The organism is Microvirga ossetica (assembly GCF_002741015.1).
GTDB classification, from domain to species: Bacteria; Pseudomonadota; Alphaproteobacteria; order Rhizobiales; family Beijerinckiaceae; genus Microvirga; species Microvirga ossetica.
On the sequence record NZ_CP016617.1, the window covers coordinates 1,153,852 to 1,171,046 of the forward strand.

Annotated in this window: 16 protein-coding genes and 2 pseudogenes; 7 read left to right on the forward strand and 11 right to left on the reverse strand. The window is 60.4% G+C overall.

Going from position 1 to position 17,195, the window contains the following annotated elements:
* Positions 1–121 precede the first annotated feature (121 nt).
* Complete coding sequence (locus tag BB934_RS33575) at positions 122–1,150, reverse strand: methyltransferase (protein WP_335645644.1); 1,029 nt, start codon at positions 1,148–1,150, stop codon at positions 122–124.
* Between the two features lie 1,190 nt (positions 1,151–2,340).
* On the opposite strand from BB934_RS33575, the gene BB934_RS33585 reads away from it, so the two are divergent.
* The 3 genes from BB934_RS33585 (at position 2,341) to BB934_RS33600 (ending at position 4,347) form a co-directional block, all read left to right on the forward strand.
* A complete protein-coding gene (locus BB934_RS33585) occupies positions 2,341–2,709 on the forward strand; it encodes a hypothetical protein (RefSeq protein WP_237050433.1) in 369 nt (122 codons plus the stop codon).
* Between the two features lie 536 nt (positions 2,710–3,245).
* Entirely contained in the window at positions 3,246–3,482 is a 237-nt protein-coding gene (locus BB934_RS33595; protein ID WP_237050434.1) for a hypothetical protein, read from the forward strand.
* Positions 3,483–3,528: 46 nt separating this feature from the next.
* Positions 3,529–4,347: a transglutaminase-like domain-containing protein gene (locus BB934_RS33600; protein WP_099514133.1), complete on the forward strand. Its 819-nt coding sequence runs from the start codon at positions 3,529–3,531 to the stop codon at positions 4,345–4,347.
* 184 nt (positions 4,348–4,531) lie between these two features.
* On the opposite strand, the gene BB934_RS33605 is transcribed toward BB934_RS33600, so the two are convergent.
* Both BB934_RS33605 and recA read right to left on the reverse strand, forming a co-directional pair.
* On the reverse strand, positions 4,532–4,726 hold the full coding sequence (locus tag BB934_RS33605) for a hypothetical protein (protein ID WP_099514134.1): 195 nt from the start codon (positions 4,724–4,726) through the stop codon (positions 4,532–4,534).
* A 401-nt stretch (positions 4,727–5,127) separates the two neighbouring features.
* Positions 5,128–6,165, reverse strand: a complete 1,038-nt coding sequence (recA, locus tag BB934_RS33610) for a recombinase RecA (protein WP_173909551.1) — start codon at positions 6,163–6,165, stop codon at positions 5,128–5,130.
* 478 nt (positions 6,166–6,643) lie between these two features.
* Here recA and BB934_RS33615 point away from each other — a divergent pair, with 478 nt between their 5' ends.
* On the forward strand, positions 6,644–6,874 hold the full coding sequence (locus BB934_RS33615) for a helix-turn-helix domain-containing protein (RefSeq protein ID WP_099514136.1): 231 nt from the start codon (positions 6,644–6,646) through the stop codon (positions 6,872–6,874).
* A 128-nt stretch (positions 6,875–7,002) separates the two neighbouring features.
* On the opposite strand, the pseudogene BB934_RS33620 reads toward BB934_RS33615, so the two are convergent.
* The 3 genes and pseudogenes from BB934_RS33620 to BB934_RS33635 all read right to left on the reverse strand — a co-directional run bounded on the left by BB934_RS33620 (position 7,003) and on the right by BB934_RS33635 (position 10,829).
* Positions 7,003–7,960: pseudogene (locus BB934_RS33620) on the reverse strand (IS630 family transposase).
* Positions 7,961–8,175: 215 nt separating this feature from the next.
* Complete coding sequence (locus tag BB934_RS33625) at positions 8,176–8,958, reverse strand: Ig-like domain-containing protein (RefSeq protein WP_099514137.1); 783 nt, start codon at positions 8,956–8,958, stop codon at positions 8,176–8,178.
* Between the two features lie 518 nt (positions 8,959–9,476).
* Positions 9,477–10,829 carry an IS1380 family transposase gene (locus BB934_RS33635; RefSeq protein ID WP_099514139.1) on the reverse strand — a complete coding sequence of 451 codons (1,353 nt, stop codon included), beginning with the start codon at positions 10,827–10,829 and terminating at the stop codon, positions 9,477–9,479.
* 316 nt (positions 10,830–11,145) lie between these two features.
* On the opposite strand from BB934_RS33635, the gene BB934_RS33640 reads away from it, so the two are divergent.
* Positions 11,146–11,385 carry a hypothetical protein gene (locus tag BB934_RS33640; protein WP_099514140.1) on the forward strand — a complete coding sequence of 80 codons (240 nt, stop codon included), beginning with the start codon at positions 11,146–11,148 and terminating at the stop codon, positions 11,383–11,385.
* Positions 11,386–11,594: 209 nt separating this feature from the next.
* Here BB934_RS33640 and BB934_RS33645 read toward each other — a convergent pair.
* Positions 11,595–12,557: pseudogene (locus BB934_RS33645) on the reverse strand (IS5 family transposase).
* Positions 12,558–12,707: 150 nt separating this feature from the next.
* Here BB934_RS33645 and BB934_RS47710 point away from each other — a divergent pair.
* Both BB934_RS47710 and BB934_RS47715 read left to right on the forward strand, forming a co-directional pair.
* Positions 12,708–13,034 (forward strand): hypothetical protein, encoded by a 327-nt coding sequence (locus BB934_RS47710; RefSeq protein ID WP_157934478.1) that lies wholly within the window; start codon positions 12,708–12,710, stop codon positions 13,032–13,034.
* A 34-nt stretch (positions 13,035–13,068) separates the two neighbouring features.
* Complete coding sequence (locus BB934_RS47715) at positions 13,069–13,311, forward strand: hypothetical protein (RefSeq protein ID WP_157934479.1); 243 nt, start codon at positions 13,069–13,071, stop codon at positions 13,309–13,311.
* Between the two features lie 51 nt (positions 13,312–13,362).
* Here the strand turns inward: BB934_RS47715 and BB934_RS33655 are convergent, their stop codons facing one another.
* The 4 genes from BB934_RS33655 to BB934_RS33670 form a co-directional block, all read right to left on the reverse strand.
* Entirely contained in the window at positions 13,363–14,109 is a 747-nt protein-coding gene (locus BB934_RS33655) for a sigma-70 family RNA polymerase sigma factor (protein WP_099514141.1), read from the reverse strand.
* 216 nt (positions 14,110–14,325) lie between these two features.
* Entirely contained in the window at positions 14,326–14,511 is a 186-nt protein-coding gene (locus BB934_RS33660; protein ID WP_099514142.1) for a CsbD family protein, read from the reverse strand.
* Positions 14,512–14,612: 101 nt separating this feature from the next.
* Complete coding sequence (locus BB934_RS33665; protein WP_099514143.1) at positions 14,613–16,235, reverse strand: PAS domain S-box protein; 1,623 nt, start codon at positions 16,233–16,235, stop codon at positions 14,613–14,615.
* 186 nt (positions 16,236–16,421) lie between these two features.
* Entirely contained in the window at positions 16,422–16,967 is a 546-nt protein-coding gene (locus tag BB934_RS33670; protein WP_099514144.1) for a PRC-barrel domain-containing protein, read from the reverse strand.
* Positions 16,968–17,195: the final 228 nt, after the last annotated feature.

Sequence of the window (17,195 nt, forward strand, 5' to 3'; positions counted from 1 at the left end):
TCTGAAAGGCTCAGGCGAGTGTAGGCAGCGCCTTTGACGAAACTGTACGCAATTCTGTGAACGTCCTTAATTGCACTGCTAGCTGAACCTGTGTATGCCAAGCGGTGCAGCACACCGTTGATCAAGCGGGCACCGCTTCCACAATGCTAACTGGCGATGCCGTCGGGATGACCCTCCCGAGCGCGAACCCGGCCGACGCGAGCAGGTCGCGATACTCCGCCTGCGTCCGCTCCCGTCCCCCAGGCGAGACCAGCATATGAAGGTCAAGCAGCTTGCCGAACGAGGGTTCGTTGCCTGGCGGGATCACAAGTTCAATCAGCAAGAGGAGGCCCCCATCGGGAAGCGCTGCCCGGCACCTCGAGAGAATCGAACGGGCCTCCTCATCGTCCCAGTCGTGAATGACCTTCTTGAGAAGGTAAACATCCGCGCCCGCTGGCACAGAGGCGAAGAAATCGCCTGCTACCAACTCACAGCGCTCGTTCAACCCGGCTCCTTCAAAGATGGGCTGAGCCATGGCGATCACGTGGGGCTTCTCGAAGAGGATGCCCCTTGTCTTTGGATTCGCTGTGAGGATCGAAGCCAGGAGCGTGCCCTGCCCCCCGCCGACATCCACCACCGTTCCGACACGGGAGAAGTCGTAGGCAGAGACGACATGGGCATTCTCAGGCTCGCTGCGACTGGTCAATCCTTCCGCCCCGACGCGGCCAGCCTCCGGGTTGGCCGCATAGTAGTCGAACAACGGCATCCCAAAGACGTGCTCGAAGGCGGGCTTCTCCGTGCGCACGCTATGCATGATCTCGCCCCAGGAACGCCACGCCCATTCCGAGCCTTGCATGATGGAAAAGGCGCGAACCGATCCCGGCACGTCACTGCGGAGCGGCTCGGCCAAAGGTGTGAGGCTGAACCGCCCCTGCTCGTCCTCCGAGAAGATGCCGACGCTCGCGAGCGCGCGCAGCACCCGGTAGAGTGCCCGCGGATGGGCGCCTGTCGTCGCAGCGAGCGCTGTCGGCGCTTGAGGGCCATCTCGGAGAAGATCAGCAATCTGAAGCTTCGCAGCAACATAGATGGCCTGGGCCACCCAGGAGCCGGTGATCATGCGCAGCAGCGCCTGATGCGGGGAGACCTCTGCGGCACTTCCGTGGTCCGGCATATCCATCGTCTCACCCAGAGGGCGTTGGGTTATCGCGAATTGCTCAAGCTTACGCCTCATCCCCCTCGGCACCAATCACTTTGCGCTAGATGTTTGATCCCAGATCCGGTTGCGCCGTCTCGTCCAGTGTAGCCTGTGACCTTTCTCAACGGTCCCTCTAGTAAGACTTCGCTTCTTGTCGGTCGTGAGGAACAGTCGCTCCTGAGAGGCACCTGGCTGATATCCTGAGGGTCGCCTCGGGTCACCTCCCGAAGATCCAGCGTCATTCAGGAACGTCAGGTCTCCCCTGCTTGAGCAGACGCTTGGCCTTCTTGCCGTTGAGAGCACGCGCCGAATTGCCGAGGTCGCCACGCGGGTGGCCAACGAGGCAAACCAAGCCCTCACGGCTCAGACGATAAAGGCCCAGCGCGTCGCCTAGGGCTTTTGAGGTCCAGAGGCAGATTAAGCGGAATGAGGGCTGAGGTACCGCCTCGGCTCTCTTCTGTTGGCGACCGTGTCGGGGCGGCGGAAGGAGCAGAAAAGGTCCTTTCCGGAATTGCACTGGTAATGCGCTCGATCGAGGCCCATGTGTGATTGATCGCTGACTTGTGCTTCACGGGCGTCAGCGGCTGAGGGCTCTGTGCTCCCGCCTGTCGTGCGGAGCGCATAGATGCCTGATAGCCCTCTCCCCAATCCTCCGATCGACATCGCAATCTTGATCAAGGACGCGCAAGCCGCACGGATTGCCGTGCATATCCGGGTCGTCCTCTCCCGATTCAAATCTCACATGAACCCATCGTCAAACCGGAACGCAAAACAGATGCTTAAGGGGCTGATTGACGACTGCGAGGGACCTATTCGAGGCCTCCGTCTGCGACGCTCCCCCATCTAGGCGCCATCGCGCACTGGCACGAGCGGCTCCCAGGCATTGGTAAAGACAGCCCTGGCGATCACAGTCGAACTTGGCCGCATTGCCAGCCTTGACGGCCAGTCACCCTGATCCTTGTCAGCCTCAAGGGCTGCTCACTCGCAGCCGGAGGATGCCGGAAATCATGGAGTTGAGCATTGTTCACTGAAATCGGCGCTAAAAGCTGATTCTTTGCCCTCTCAGAGCCGAATGAAGAAGCTTCCTGCGATTAATAGCTAAAATAAAACCAACACTTAGAGTAATATTACGTGCTACCGTTTGTTTCTGGTGAGAAGATAATTTCTTGCCTGATCCGAAAGACAATCTCATGAAAACCCCGGAATGGTTGAAGCCAGGCCTCTACGGCGCGGCCTGCGGTGCAATTGCTGTGACGGTGATCGGCTTCAACTGGGGCGGTTGGGTGACCGGCGGCACAGCGCGGCAGATGGCCACTGAGCAATCGCGAACCGACGTGGTCGCGGCGCTGACCACGATCTGCCTCGATCAGTCTAAGCGAGATCCGCAGCTCACAGAGCGGGTTGCGCTCCTGAAAGCGGCCTCGTCCTATCAGCGTGGCGACCTCGTGTTGCAGAATGGCTGGGCGACCATGCCGGGAACAACCGAGGGCAATCGCCTCGTCGCCGTCGCGTGCGCCGACAAGGTCGGGATCTAGGCTACTCCCACGTGCACCGCGGAGAATAGCCGTGAGTCTGCGCACCACATCCAGGACGATCACATTCGCGCGGCCCTTCTCGCTGGATGGACTGGATGAAGCCCAACCAGCCGGGAGCTACACGGTCCAGACTGACGAGGAACCTATCGAGGGTTTATCCTTCATAGCCTACCGCCGTGTTGCAACCGTGATCTTTCTCCCCCTATCCCACCGTGGGATAGGGTCCTTCCAAGCGATCCCTGTCACGCCGGAATCTCTCGACGCCGCACTGGCGCGGGATGCTTCGGGATCTCACGATGTCTGATCGGACGACCAGCCTGCTGGGGTGATTTTCGCAAAACCGAGCGCTGGATAAAGGACACTCGGCAAGCGCCGTTTCCATAGCAGAAAGCGGCTGGGGTGCGGCGGCTCCCTGCTTTACCGGCGAAGCTGGGAGTTCTCTGGAACACCCCGCGTTTGCAAGCCCTGTAGTGAGTCCGACGGCTCAGACAATTCGACCCGCGGCGCTGGGACGCGAGGTAAGCTTGGATGTCATCGTGACACCGATAGTTGATGGCAAGGCGTGGAATCTGACCGACCTGCTCGGCCGTCCCATGGGTCGGATCACCGAAGCATCGGCCAAGCAGTTCACAATCCTCCCGGATGGCCATGCTCTGGAGACCATGGCCGGCATCGACCATAGACCGTTCACTTCCCTTGACGCCGCCTTGGCGGCCATCGAGAGGCATACCCGGGGCGTCTGCCGGCATCGTCCGGGCGAGGATCACCCATGATTGGAAGTAGTCCAAATCTCGCCCTGCTCGTGGATGAGGAGACACCATGCGGATCCGTGTCGGCTGCGAGATGACGTACGAGCTCGGGCAAGTCACGCCCATGATCGCAATGCTCAATGTGCACTCGTCGCGAGTGTCCGACTTGGAGCGGCCAGACTACCTTGTCACCATGCCATCAGTGCCCGTGGAGGGATACCGGGACAGCTTCGGGAACTGGTGCAACCGTCTCGTTGCCCCGGCCGGTGCGATCACCCTCAAAACCGAAACCGTGGTCCGCGACAGCGGTCGTTGGGATTCAACAGATCCAGGTGCTGAGCAGACCCAAATCCAGAACCTTCCCGCAGAGACTCTGCTCTACCTGTTGGGCAGCCGCTACTGCGAGACCGACCGTCTCTCCAACGTCGCCTGGAGCCTCTTTGGAGCAACGCTGTTGGGTTGGCCCCGCGTGCAGTCGATCTGCGACTACGTGCACGATCATATCACCTTCGGCTACGAGCACTCGCGCGCGACACGTACGGCATTCGAGGCGTTTGAGGAGAAGCAAGGTGTGTGCCGTGATTATGCTCATCTGGCGCTCACGTTCTGCCGATGCCTCAACATCCCAGCGCGCTATTGTACTGGTTACATCAGCGACATCGGCCTGCCGCCGCCGCATGCGCCGCAGGACTTTGCCGCCTGGATCGAGGTCTTTCTGGGTGGGCGCTGGCACACATTCGACCCCCGCAACAATGATCCGCGGATCGGCCGGATCCTGATCGCCCGCGGCCGCGATGCTGCCGACGTGCCGCTGACCCTCACTTTTGGTCCTAGCACCCTGATCGACTTTCGCGTGACCACCGAGGAAGTGATGGGATCGGATTTCTGATCCCCTGAGCTCATACCATGTGCTTTGCGGTCGCTGCCCTGCCAGTCCGATTGAAACTGGCAGGGAAAAGGCAAGCGCTCTTTCCGAAGGGGCATCGTTGGGTGCCTTGGCTCAGTGGGTCCGAAGCTCAAACAAGGTCCCGGATCGTTCAAGACGCTCCTGGCACGGATCGTTTCAGCAAACCTTAGCCAGCCGTCTCCTTCTCGCTTTCGTCAGGAAGGAGGTCGTCGAGCATGTCCGCGAGTTCCACGACTTGATCGGGCACCGCGCGATAAACCGCAGTGTCGCCGGTCTCATCCTCGATCCGAATGCGATATTCTCCATCAACCTGGGTGACGGCGATGTTGGCGAGGGTCTTCATGATAGGAAACTGAGCCATCTGTACCTCCATAGGACAACGAGAACGCCTGAGCGCCCGCGAGTGATCCGTTTTGATCAAGCGGATTAAACGATCGCTGCCTTCAATTCGCCAAATGGCAGTCCCGCCAGGACTGTTAGCAGCCACGCATTGCGATCTACACGGTGTTCGGCATCGCACCGTCCTTCCGCACATTGCCGAAGGCGATGATCTGCGTCTCGTTGCTCGTAGCCATCTCACAAAGCGCCTGTTGAACGCCACCGTCCGAGGGAGCGTTCGAGTCCAGGGCAATGACGGGAAGACGACAGGCATCTTCGCCTACCGCTACCTATCACGGTGCCAACTCGATCTCATCACGATGGCCTATGTGAGCTAGCAATGCAAACCGCCGGTCTATCGGCACCGGCGTTCCTGATTCAAGCTTATGCCACATCATCCACCGGAGCATCGACTGTATCGTTGGCCTGCAACGCATCCATCAGCAGACCAGCGTTCTGGCGGATCTTGCCTTCGATCTCGGCCGCAATCTCGGGATTGTCCTTCAGGAAGGTCTTGGCGTTTTCTCGGCCTTGGCCGAGGCGCTGGCTGTCATAGGAGAACCAAGCGCCAGACTTCTCCACCACGTCGGCCTTCACGCCAAGATCGATCAATTCACCCATCTTCGAGATGCCCTCGCCAAACATGATGTCGAATTCCACCTGTTTGAAGGGAGGAGCGACCTTGTTCTTGACCACCTTCACCCGCACTTGGTTGCCAATCGGCTCATCTCTGTCCTTCAGGGTCGAGATGCGGCGAATGTCGAGCCGCACGGAGGCGTAGAACTTCAGCGCGTTGCCGCCCGTCGTCGTCTCCGGCGAACCATACATGACGCCGATCTTCATGCGGATCTGGTTGATGAAGATCACCATCGTCTTGGTGCGGCTGATCGAGCCGGTGAGCTTGCGCAGGGCCTGGCTCATCAGGCGGGCCTGAAGACCGGGACGGCTCTCGCCCATCTCGCCTTCAAGCTCGGCCTTAGGCGTTAGCGCGGCCACCGAGTCGATGACCAACACATCGACAGAGCCCGAGCGGATCAAGGTATCGGCAATCTCAAGCGCCTGTTCGCCGTTGTCCGGCTGCGAGATCAGGAGATCATCGAGGTTGACGCCCAACTTTCGCGCATAGGCTGGATCGAGCGCATGCTCCGCATCGATAAAGCCGCAGACGCCACCCGCCTTCTGAGCCTCTGCAACGGTCTGGAGTGCCAGCGTCGTCTTGCCTGATGACTCCGGTCCATAAACCTCGACGACGCGGCCCCTCGGGAGGCCACCGACACCCAAAGCAATATCGAGCCCCAGAGAGCCGGTCGAAATCGTCTCCACCTCAACGACCTGACTGCCACCAAGGCGCATGATCGAGCCCTTGCCGAAGGCACGCTCGATCTGGGCCACCGCTGTTTCGATAGCCTTGTTCTTGTCCATGCTCATCACGGCTCCGCTTGTGTGATTTTCTGAGTATTGACTCTATCTGATATGAATTCCGAATGCCAGAACAAAGCAAGAACTCAGATAAGTTACGAGTCCTCTTCGCGGTTAAGCTTTCAACTACATCAGGAAATCAATGGGTCGACCTTCTGTCTCCGGCAATGCCAGAGCCTCTCGGTTCGAAATCATCTGAAATGAAGGGCTTGTGTTGTAATCCTCGTCAAGGAAGGAATGATCCCGTATCCGAGGACAAGCATCGACGCCGATCCCTTTGTGAACTGAGTGGTGCGGGATACATCAGCCGTTCTGCTTCAGCCACGTGTTGGACACATACCGCCACCCGCTTGGGCTCACGCTGCAAAGTTCCCTGAAAAGGCAGGAGCGCGCATCACTGCGAGCACCCTCAGTTACTGTGACAGCTGCACCACATGGGCAGCTCGTTCTGTGTTAAGTTGGGAGTCTGGAGGAGGCGACGATGGTTGATGTCTTCCGAGTCCCGATGGATGTTACCTATGCGCTTGCAGGCGGTGAGCCCGCCCTGATGGCTTATCGCCGATGGAGGAACATCTCGCGCGATGACCTCGCTGAAAAGAGCGGCATTTCCAAGGACGAACTCAAAGCAATTGAGGAAGGCAACAAGGATGTCGAGGAGGAGATGCTCGAAATCCTCTCAAAAGCCTTACGCCATAAGGATTTGAGCTTCTAGCCCGACTATGCGGTGCCGCTAAGGACGTGATTAAGGTTCAGCTGATGCCAGCGGCCGCCTGAGAGAGCATTCTCGACCCCGGTCCTATCATGAAGGGGACCACGACTTGGGCCTAGAGCATCGGACGGTTAAACGGACGCATATCCGGCAGCCTTAAGGTAGTTCCAGCACTCTTGTGGTTCGAACAGGTTGCAGATCTCACCGAGCGCTCGCCAGAGCGCGTCGAACGTTCGGGCCTCGGCCTTGCGCAAGTGCGCTTTGATCTTGGCAAAGGCCTGTTCAATTGGATTAAGATCAGGCGAATAAGCAGGTAAAAACAGGAACCAGGCTCCGCGTTGCTTCAGACACTGAGCGGCCTTCTCGCTCTTGTGGACAGCCAGGTTGTCGAGGATCACCACATCGCCTTTGCGCAGCGTCGGCGCGAGCTGCGTCTCAATGTAAGCCTCGAACGCCAACCGGGTGATCGGGCCATCGATGATCCACGGCGCGCACAACTCGTTGCACCGTAGCCCAGCCAGAAAGGTATGGGTTTTCCAGTGTCCAAAGGGAGCGCTCATGCGCAGCCGCTGGCCCCTGCGGCTCCGCCCGCGCAGGCGCGTCATCTTGGTGTTGACATACGTCTCGTCCAGGAACACCAGCCGGTGCGTCTCCTGGCGCATGCGCGGCTGGCGCTGGGCATGCCAGACCCGGCGCTCATCCCGCACATCGGCGCGTGCGCACTCCGCCGCCATCAGGCATTTTTTTATATGAGAAGCCGTGCCGGCACAGGAAGCGCGAGAGCATCGCGGGAGCCGCAACGATCCCATGCTCAGTCAGCAGCCTTGCGGCCAGCTCGGGCATGGTGATGGCCGGCTCGGCCTCGACCGTCTGGATCAAGAAGCTCTCATAGGGCACCAGCTTGCCGCGTCCGGGCGGACGGCCTTGCCGGGCCGGTGCCGGCGAGCCGAACCGCCGCTTCCGCTGCACCAGCTTGATGGCGAAACTCTCGCTGACGTCAAAGTGCTGGGCTGCCGCCCGGCAGGAATGACCTGCATCGACAAAGTCGGCGACGCGCACCCGCAGATCCAGGGAATAGCAATGACCCATAATCCACCTCCCAGTCCAGGCAGTGAATCACAGCTCGGCCTCGCACAGAAGCCAGGAGTCTCATTTCCGGTCCGAGGCTCTAGAGGTTCCACCTGCCCCTCTAGGCCCTTTTCGTCATAAACGCCCAGAAAAAGATCTCCGACGTTAAGGAGCGGTGTGCTGAGAAACAGGAACCCGCTCGAACTGCACGCACCGAGCGGGCCTACTGGGGAGCGTCACACGAGCAGGAAATCCTGGGTGGTGGCCACGAAGACGTCGGTGGTGTTGTTGGTGTCGTCCTCGACCAGATTGGAGGCAAGGCTCCGGTAGGCCACATAGCGCCCATCGGCCGAGAGCGAAGGCTCGACGCTACCAGGCTCCCCGGCTTCAGGGGCTTCAGGATTCCCAGCATTCGCCTGTTCGCCGGTGGAGCTGACCGAGACACGCTCGGTGGTGCCGGTCTCGCGGTCAAAGACGAAGATGTCGACGACGTTGTTGGTATCGCCCTCGACCAGATTGGAGGCAAGGCTCCAGTAGGCCACATAGCGTCCGTCGGCTGAGATCGACGGATCGAAGCTGAGGTCATTCCCCTGTTCGCCCGTGGAGCTGACCGAGACGCGCTCGACGCTGAGGCCCGTCTGATCGTCAGCGCCCTCGATCGTCACCGTCACGGTTGCGGTGCTGATCGTGCCCTTGCCGAGCCGGATCGCGTAGGTGAACGTGTCGGTTGCGGTCTCACCGGCATCAAGGAACTGGAACGCGCTGCCCGGGTCATAGAGGATTTGCCCATCGACAATCGAGGCTGTGGCACCGCTGGCGAGCGTCGTGGACGTCAGGGCGTGGCTTGGATTGTCCTGATCGACTGAGTAGAGCGACCTGGCGCGGCCACCCCGGTCATTGGCCAGCACATCGATGCTGAAGGCCGCATCCTCGCCGCCGGTGGCGGTATCGTCCTGTGCCTGCGGCCTCTTGGCGAAGTGATCCGCAGAGCAGGCTGATTGGTGTTTCCATCGAGACATCTCGGAAGCTCCATCCTGGAGTGGTTGGGCTCACCGCTCATCCCCAACGCCTTGAGCGTTCACCAGCATGTTCGGCCGTATGCTCAAGGTGAGCTTGAGCGACTTACTGCTTGATCGACGTCGCTCATCTTACGTCTTTTACAACATAGAAGATCAGCCGTCACCCGCGGCGACGCTCCAGGCGTGCCTGGACGCCCTCGCGGGCCAGCTGTCGACGGACGAGGCCCACGTCGCGGAGGTCGCCGCTGGAAGGCCGCGCCGAGGCGCTGGCGGAGATCGAGGACGGCACCTGGATCCGTTACCCGACATTCCCCAGATCGGAGGCGCGCCAGCAGGGCTCCGAGGGAAGAATAGCCCCGTGGGCCACCTCTGAACAGCATCAAAAGGCCGGTTTCCTGCCTGTACCGACCCCGACCGCCGTTCACACCTGCCCGGCAGGACCATTTCCGCTGCATGAAGCGAGGCGTTAGGCGCACCTCTCCCGTCGGGCTCCACAGTGACCGCTTCCGCTCCCAGGCTCAACATCGTGCGATCCGCCTTGGTCGGAGACCATCAATCAGGTCCAGGATGCGCCGGAACAGCTCGCGTGGGACCGCCACTTCGGCCATTTGGAACACCGTGTAGCGGGCGTGAGTAATGACCTTCGCGCCGATCTTCACCACCTTGTCGCGCAGAGAGGTCAGCGACCACCGCTCAATCTCCTCTGGAAGCACCAGAGTGCGAAAGATGTTGGCCAGGTTGTAGGCCAGAGCATGAAGCTGGAGCCGGACCGCGTTGGCCGTCATCGAACGGCATGACAGGCGCGTCCACCGGACTGCGTTCTTACCTTCTTTGATCCACTGCTCGGCCGTGCCGCGTTGATTGTAGAAGGCCACAACGCGCTCAGGCGGGCGGCTCAAGTTTGTGACCAAAAAGCCGACACGCGGATAGAGTTCGCCTGGGTGCCACTCGACCTTGGCCACGACCCGGCGTAATTGGCTCCAGGTCTGGGCTTGGTAGCGGAAGCTGGCGTAAAAGCGCCGGACTTCGTGCGGTGGACGCCCCACCGGGCGCGTGAGCAGGTGAGCAATCCTGCGCTGGAGAACAGCGTTGGCAGGCAGCCGGATGGCATAGCCATAGCCCTCCGCTTCCAGGAACTCGTAGACCTCAGGCGAGGCGAACGCTGCATCAGCTCGGAAGTAGCGCCGCTTCATCATGCTGCGGTAGCGGGCGACCACTGGCTCTAGCACTTCGCGCCAGCCCTCGGCGGAGTGGACGTTGCCGGGCCGCAGGGCACATCGCTCCAGGTCACCGAACTGGTTGAACACGAACAGCAGATGGTAGCAGGTGCAGCCGAAGTGGCCGTTGTAGGCGCTCCCTTCCTGCTCGCCATAAGTGGGGCTGACGCTGGAGTCCATGTCGAGCACGATCCCGTTCACAGGGCGGCGCGCGTGCACAGCATCGATCCAGCGCCCGGACAAGTCGGTCAGCGCGGACAGGTTCGCCACTTGCACCAGCACCTCGGTCTCGAACCGACCCATCTGGCTGGCGGAAGCTGCATTCTGCGTAACGGCCCGGCCACCTACCACCCAGCGCATGGCAGGATCACGGCCAAGGCGCTCGGCATCGTTCACGTCCTCGTATCCGGCCAGCCGCCCGAATACGGACTGGCGAAGCTGTGCGATCAGGGTGTGGCGGCTGTTCTGGCCCGTCCTGGGGTCGGCGAGAACCTCTCCAGCGAGGTCCGTCAGGCCGAGGGCATCATCGAGGTCTCGAAAGGGGAGCAGCCCAGCGTCGGATGTCACCTTCGAACCGTGGAACTCCAGCTTCAGACGGGGATCAAAGGCGACCCGGAGAGCGGCACCGTCTGCTTCACCCGCTGTATCGTCCATCTCCAGCCTCGTTGATGCGTACTACTCCCCTGAAGGATAACCAAAATTCAGCCTTTCAAATCACCTCATCGTGTGCGCATTTGGGAAATGCGGGCTCAACGGTCCTCAAAGTGCCTCAGGATCAGCTGATCTAAGGCCCAGCCATTCTGACTGGCGAGCCCTATGCAAGGTGCAGGGAAAGCCGTTGCTGAATTCTCATAGGCGGATGTCGGTGTGCTTTGAGAACAGCAGAGTGGAGCCTTCCGGAACATCACTTGACAGCTGCTTTCTCAGCGTAAGACAAGTTGTATTATGCTGTATTGACGGAGAGGCTGCCGTGGATGTAGTCGTGACACCTGCAAAGTTCAAACCAGGCACCTGGACGTTGAGCGACAGGCTCGGGCGACCTCTCGGAACAATCACCGAAACTTCTCCATCGCTATTCGTCATCAATGCAAATCGCAACTCCGGGCTGTTCAAAATGGCCACTGCCAGCTTCCCCTCGCTCGACAGCGTGATGTCAGGCATCGCCAGCCACATGAAGGGCGAGTGTCAGCTTTCCAGCGATGACGGATGACTTGGCGCGATAGGGCTGATGTTGAAGCCGGCTTTGTCACATCAACGCATTTGACTTGCTTAGACTCTCCGTCGCGTGGGAGTGAGGTTGTGTGACCCGAACCGCTTAGGCCTGCCGGGCTCTGACACAACAGCTGACCTGCCACATCTCCAGCTCGAGTTTGGTGCATAATTCAGATGTGGACCGCGTTGACGCTCTGACGTCGGGGCTCAGGTGATGCGCCGGGATACCGGCATGCCAAGGCGGGTCATGACGTTGAGGATCTTGCAGGCGACGGCAGCTTCAGTCTTCCGTGCCGGCAGAGTCCGGGCGTGGAGGCGACGACCAATCAGGGACTTGTAGCGCATCATCGCCACCTCGCCCAAGAACCGCCGGCCGTAGTTGACCGCCTTCTGCCAGCCGCGCCGACCACGCTCCTGGATCATCTGGAAGTGCCGGTCGCGCTGCGCGCCGTCTCGGCATTGTTGCTCGGCACTGCCGTTGACCGCGGTGGGATGATCCCGGCTGTGGCAGGATCCCGTTCGGCAAGGATGCGCTACACAGAATCACCATCGTACGCCCCGTCGGCTGTGACCGAAGCGATCGGGCCTGAGATCTGATCGAGCAAAGGTCCGACCTGCGAGGCATCGCCGTCTTCCGTGCTGGTCAGTTCCGAGGCGACGATCTCACCAGTGTCGGGATCAACAGCGAGGTGTAACTTGCGCCAGGTCCGGCGCCCTTTGCCTCGATGCTTCTGGCGCCGCCATTCGCCGGCACCGAACACCTTCAGGCCAGTGGAGTCGATCACCACGTTCACTGGATCAGTTGCTGTTCTTACTGCCTTGGCGACGGCAGGTCGACGCTGCGGCGCGAAAAGGTGGTGTGATCGGGGACCGGGAGATTAACATCAAGCAGACGCAGGATCGAGGCCAGCATGCCTTCGGGCCGGCGCCAGGGCCGACCAAATGCCAGCCGCAGCATCAGGCCAGTTTCGACGACCATCTCGGAGTATCGCCGTGGTCGACCACGCCGGCCCGTGTTTGCCGGGGTCCACGCGTCAGCGCCTCAGCCGTCACCCACACCGTCAGGTCGCCGCGCCGACACAGTGCCGCATCATAGTCGCGCCAATTCTTTGCACGGTAGCGAGCCTTTGGAATCCTGTGGCGGCGCTCTTGATTGACCTTGTAGGGCATGCAGCTCTCGGCTTCAGACAAGCGCCTCTATACCTCACCCCTGCCTTAGCGCGACACCTCAGGCCGAATTACGCACCAACGTCAGTATAGATCAGTAAAGCCCATTGATGTGATAACGCCATCTGACCGGCCTCCATCGGTCGGCGAATTATGCGCGCCATCGCCTCCGGCCTCCGGCTCTCCTGGTTCCGTTTTGGGATGGGGCTGCTTGGGGAAGATCAGCCGGACCCGGACGGTTCTTCGGGCAGCCAGGCGATCAAGTCTGTCGTTGATCACCTGGGCGGCCTCCGGGTCCATGCCCCGGATTTGTCTGAGTTGGGGAGCCACAGCCTTGAGCTGTCCGAGGCTGGTAATCTTCGCAGCCTCCAGCGCTTTCCAGGCGCTTATGGGCAGGAGCAGTCCGTCGAAGGGATCATCCAGGTTCTGAGACAGGGTTCGGGGCATTGGCACGCCTCTTGGCTGTTGAACAGAAAGTGAAGGATGCGGTGGGGCCATTGGCCCAGGACGTTTCATGGCACGCTTTATTCCCGGTACTTCGAGGGATTTTCAGTCTGACCGCTTCACAGATCCCGATCGCCTCGCCGCCTCTTGGTCTGCGACCCGTTCCATGAAGGCGCTTCTTCGAAATCTCGTTGCTGCTACTGATCTGACAGAAGAACTGCGGCATGACGATTACCCTTTGCTCCGCGTCAGTTCGGCCGACCACAAGCCGTTCAGTCCCCGCAGGAAAAGGAGGGACGACGAAGTGGTGTAGTTTAGAAGTGGTGTAGTTTATTCCGCCCGCCAACGTCCGCCGTTCCTGCGCTTACGTCTCCGCAGAATGGAACCTGATGATGCCGTCCTCATCAGCGAGCCTCATCAGTTCAGCCAGACAGTTCCGGGCCCGGTTGACCCGGCTCTTGACGGTGCCGACCGCACATCCGAGAGCTTGGGCCGCTTCCTCATAGGACAGCCCGTCCGCACCCACGAGCAGGATCGCCTCACGCTGTCCCTCAGGCAGCTTGCCGAGGGCTGCCTCAAGTTTATGCATCATGATTCTGTCCTCTTGGTCCGGCTGGGCGATCATCGTGGCGGCATAGGATCCATCCCCATCCTCGACTTCGCGCCGTGACTTGCGGTGTTCCGAACAGAATTGGTTGCGCAGGATGGTGAAGAGCCAGGCCTGGAGGTTCGTGCCGGCCTCAAACTGTGGCTGCTTGCTGATGGCCCTCAGTACTGTCTCCTGCACGAGGTCTTCAGCCTGATCGGCATCCCGCGTGAGTGAGATTGCGAACGCCCTGAGCGAGGTCACGCTCGCTAGAATTCCATCGGCGAACGCTTGGTCGATCGGCTCCGTGTGCGCACGGATCACTTCAGTCAATCGGTTGAGGAGCCGGGTCAGGCGGTACGGAAGCTTGCCCTCGGCCGGGTTGCCATACCAAGCCCGAAGTTGCTGGCCGAGATGGGCTTGAATGCTGCTGTCCAGGCCAACAGAGCTCGACCGGCTCACGGGATGCTGGAGAGAGGTCCCGTCATGTCGTATATCAGCCGTATGGTTCGACAGTGTCACCATGGTTGGTCTCCTGTAAAACCGACCTCTCGGACCATGTGGTGGCCCGTCCTGAATCTGAGTCAGAGGCCGCCGCGGGCGCGCCGTGAAAGATCTGCACGCAATAGTGCCCGTGCTCGCCGGGGCAGCCTGTGAGCTGTGGTCTTCACGAACTTGATGTCGCCAAGTCTGCGCGGTGTCAGCCAAGCTGCATCGGTTCTGCCGACGACAACAGGTACGTCAGCGAGGCTTGGTGGCGTCGCGCACCGTGTCCTTAATGCCGCCGACAGCATTCTGCGCCCGGCCTGCCGTCTTCTCGGCAGCCCCTTCGGCCTGGGTCTTGCTGTCGCCTGTGATCTTGCCAATGGCTTCCTTGACAGAGCCCTTGGTCTGCTTAGCACTACCCGCAATCCGATCCTTGTCCATGATCGCCTCTGGCTTAGGATGATATGCACGTGACAACCAGTACGATGACCCTGTTATCACGACTGCTAACCCACTCAAATCATTAAAGTTCATCTATTTTTTTAGTGGTTATTCCGCACTACCCGGACTGGTTTTCCTGCACCTCTTTTTGGGACCTTCGGACGCTTGTCTGCGACACCCTCAGCTCCAATGCCGCGCTCCCTGGCCCAAACAACCACGGCGCTGCGCCGGTTGACCCCGAGCTTCTGGTACAAGGAGGCGATGTGGTTGCGCACCGTATTGCGGGCGAGCTTGAGCTCTGTCGCAATCTCGGGATCGCTCTTGCCCTGGCAGATGAGGGTGAGCACCTCACGCTCGCGTGCCGTCAGATCAGCCACACTGGCCGCGGCCTGTGCCGGCCGGGCGGGGTGGCGCATGGCAGCAAGCTTCTCGACCACGCCCCGGCTGAACCAGGACGCGTCCGCCATCACTGCTTCGATCGCCTTGACGAGCTCCTCCTCCGAGCGCCGGCGGGCGGTAATGTCCTGGAACGAGCACAGGATGCACGCACGATCGCTCAAGGTGATAATTTCGGCTGACACCAGGCAGTCGATGTATCCGCCGCCTTTCACCCGCAGGCACGCCTCGAAGTCCCTGACGGTGCCGGCCTTGGTGAGCTCGGTTTCAAAGCGGCGGCGTTCCTCATCCTCAACCCAGAAGCCGATGTCATCTGCGGGGTAGCCAACCGCGTCCTGGGCCTGATAGCCGAGTACCCTCGTGAAGGCTTCGTTGACCTCGACAAGCCGATGATCGTCGGCGGTGCTGATCGTGGTCGGCACCGGGGCGAGACGGAAGGCCTTGGCAAACCGCTCCTCGGAATGGCGCAAGGCCGTCTCAGCCTTGCGGCGCGGCTCCAGGTCAGCGAATGTGAAGAGCATGCAACGGACGTCGCCGACCTCGATCGGTTGGCCTGCCACCACCACTTGGCGCCCGCCAGGATCGCTCGGCACAGTGAGACAGGCTTCCATTTGAGGAATGGCTTCGCCTGCGCGCAGCCGCTCGAGAGCAAGGTCCCTACGGTCGGCCCGTTCAAGGACATCAATCTCATAGACGGTTCGGCCCAGCACGTCCTCGCGTTTGTACCCGGTGAGTTCCAGGAAACCCTCGTTCACCTTGATCAGGCGCAGGTCCGTGAGGCGACAGATGGCGGCGGGCGCCGGGTTGGCCGCAAAGGCCCGCTCGAAGCGCTGCTCGGCCTCGATTTGTTCGCTGACGTCGTGAACAATGAGAACCAGACAATCTGGATTGCCCGCATGATCAGTGATAACAAGGCTGCGAATGCGGTGGGTGCGATCCCAATCCTGGTTGGTTTTGTGGGCCACCACAACCACGACATCGTCGAAGGCCTCGCCGGCGACGACACGGTCGATGGGGTAGCGGCCATGTTCGAGCAGATCGCTGCTTTGATGCCGCAGGACGAAGTTGTTGCGGTATTCGTCAACAGTTCGGCCGAGTTCGTCAAGGGTCGTGACTCCGTGCATCGCCAGCGCGGCCTCGTTGGCGTAGGTAATGGTCTGGTCCGGCTCGACCAGGATCACGCCCTCGGTTAGGCCGGCAATGATCTGCTCCAGTTGCGAGCGGTCCGGGGCTTGGTCCTGTGAGACCCTCTCCGCTCTGTCCTGGATCGCATCAGCGGCACTAGCGGCGCCTATGCGCCTCGGCCGCCGGTCATTGGTACGACCCATGCCTGCATCTGTCCTTGTCATGTGACGGCTCGCTCCGCACTTTCACGCCTCCGAGTTTGCTTTCGTCCTCATGCCCAGAGCTTTTCCACTGGCATGGAAACAGCTTTTGTCTTTGCTGTGCCGCATTTTTGACGGCGAACCGAAGCGGCATTCGGTAGCAAAAGCCACCAGACTTGATCTACTTTGTCAGGGTCTATTTCTGTCGAAGGCCGGAGCCGCCTTGAGCTGATCCACGGGGATCGTCACAATGATCTTGCCGGGCGTGAGAACGCGGCTGATCTGCATCTCGCTTCTCGTCTTCTGTCCTTCGGCTGTGCTCGCAGGCAATCCCTCACTTTGGATTGTTCCGGTCGTTGCCGTCATTCCAACAGGGTCGATCTCAACCGCGTGGACCGGAACCGCAACTGCCCGGCTGCCAATGCCTGGAGTGCCGCTCACCTTGACGATATAGGCGGCAACCTTGCCGTCATGGTCCAGCACAACGTCCTCGATTTCACCGATGGTCTTGTTGCCGGTTCCAACGGCATTCAGGCCAATGACATCAGTGAGGCGCAGAACGCCCTGGCTCCCTTCCTGAGTGATGAACCGACTGTCCGCGGGTCGATCATCCTTTGAACCGGTGGGGGGCTGCGCATTGCCTGCGAGAGGAGCTGGAGGCTGCCCCTGAGCAATGGCTATGGAGGCCAGCAGAGTGGAGGAGAGCAGGCCACTGACAAGCAACTTTGTTTTCATGGACGATCTCCTTCATGGACGATCTTCCGACGAGCATGTCCGGCTAACGCAGCGGCAGTCGCTTGGTTCTGCTGGGGACTGGGCTGATCAACCGTAGGCAATCCAGGCTCGTATGAGCCTCGCCCTTACGCGCTTGATCAAGTCTGGAACCGAACATCTAGTCAGCACCGGGTCAAAGTGTAACGTAAGCGGATCGAATAAAGGCCCGCTTTGCGCGTAACTGCGGAG

Excerpts from the sequence above, each read along its gene's own strand:
- BB934_RS33575 (WP_335645644.1), bottom strand. The coding sequence starts at position 1,150 with ATGCCGGACCACGGAAGTGCCGCAGAGGTCTCCCCGCATCAGGCGCTG.
- BB934_RS33600 (WP_099514133.1), top strand. The coding sequence starts at position 3,529 with ATGCGGATCCGTGTCGGCTGCGAGATGACGTACGAGCTCGGGCAAGTC.
- BB934_RS33605 (WP_099514134.1), bottom strand. The coding sequence starts at position 4,726 with ATGGCTCAGTTTCCTATCATGAAGACCCTCGCCAACATCGCCGTCACC.
- recA (WP_173909551.1), bottom strand. The coding sequence starts at position 6,165 with ATGGACAAGAACAAGGCTATCGAAACAGCGGTGGCCCAGATCGAGCGT.
- BB934_RS33615 (WP_099514136.1), top strand. The coding sequence starts at position 6,644 with ATGGTTGATGTCTTCCGAGTCCCGATGGATGTTACCTATGCGCTTGCA.
- BB934_RS33625 (WP_099514137.1), bottom strand. The coding sequence starts at position 8,958 with ATGTCTCGATGGAAACACCAATCAGCCTGCTCTGCGGATCACTTCGCC.
- BB934_RS33635 (WP_099514139.1), bottom strand. The coding sequence starts at position 10,829 with ATGGACGATACAGCGGGTGAAGCAGACGGTGCCGCTCTCCGGGTCGCC.
- BB934_RS47710 (WP_157934478.1), top strand. The coding sequence starts at position 12,708 with ATGCGCGCCATCGCCTCCGGCCTCCGGCTCTCCTGGTTCCGTTTTGGG.
- BB934_RS47715 (WP_157934479.1), top strand. The coding sequence starts at position 13,069 with ATGGCACGCTTTATTCCCGGTACTTCGAGGGATTTTCAGTCTGACCGC.
- BB934_RS33655 (WP_099514141.1), bottom strand. The coding sequence starts at position 14,109 with ATGGTGACACTGTCGAACCATACGGCTGATATACGACATGACGGGACC.
- BB934_RS33660 (WP_099514142.1), bottom strand. The coding sequence starts at position 14,511 with ATGGACAAGGATCGGATTGCGGGTAGTGCTAAGCAGACCAAGGGCTCT.
- BB934_RS33665 (WP_099514143.1), bottom strand. The coding sequence starts at position 16,235 with ATGGGTCGTACCAATGACCGGCGGCCGAGGCGCATAGGCGCCGCTAGT.
- BB934_RS33670 (WP_099514144.1), bottom strand. The coding sequence starts at position 16,967 with ATGAAAACAAAGTTGCTTGTCAGTGGCCTGCTCTCCTCCACTCTGCTG.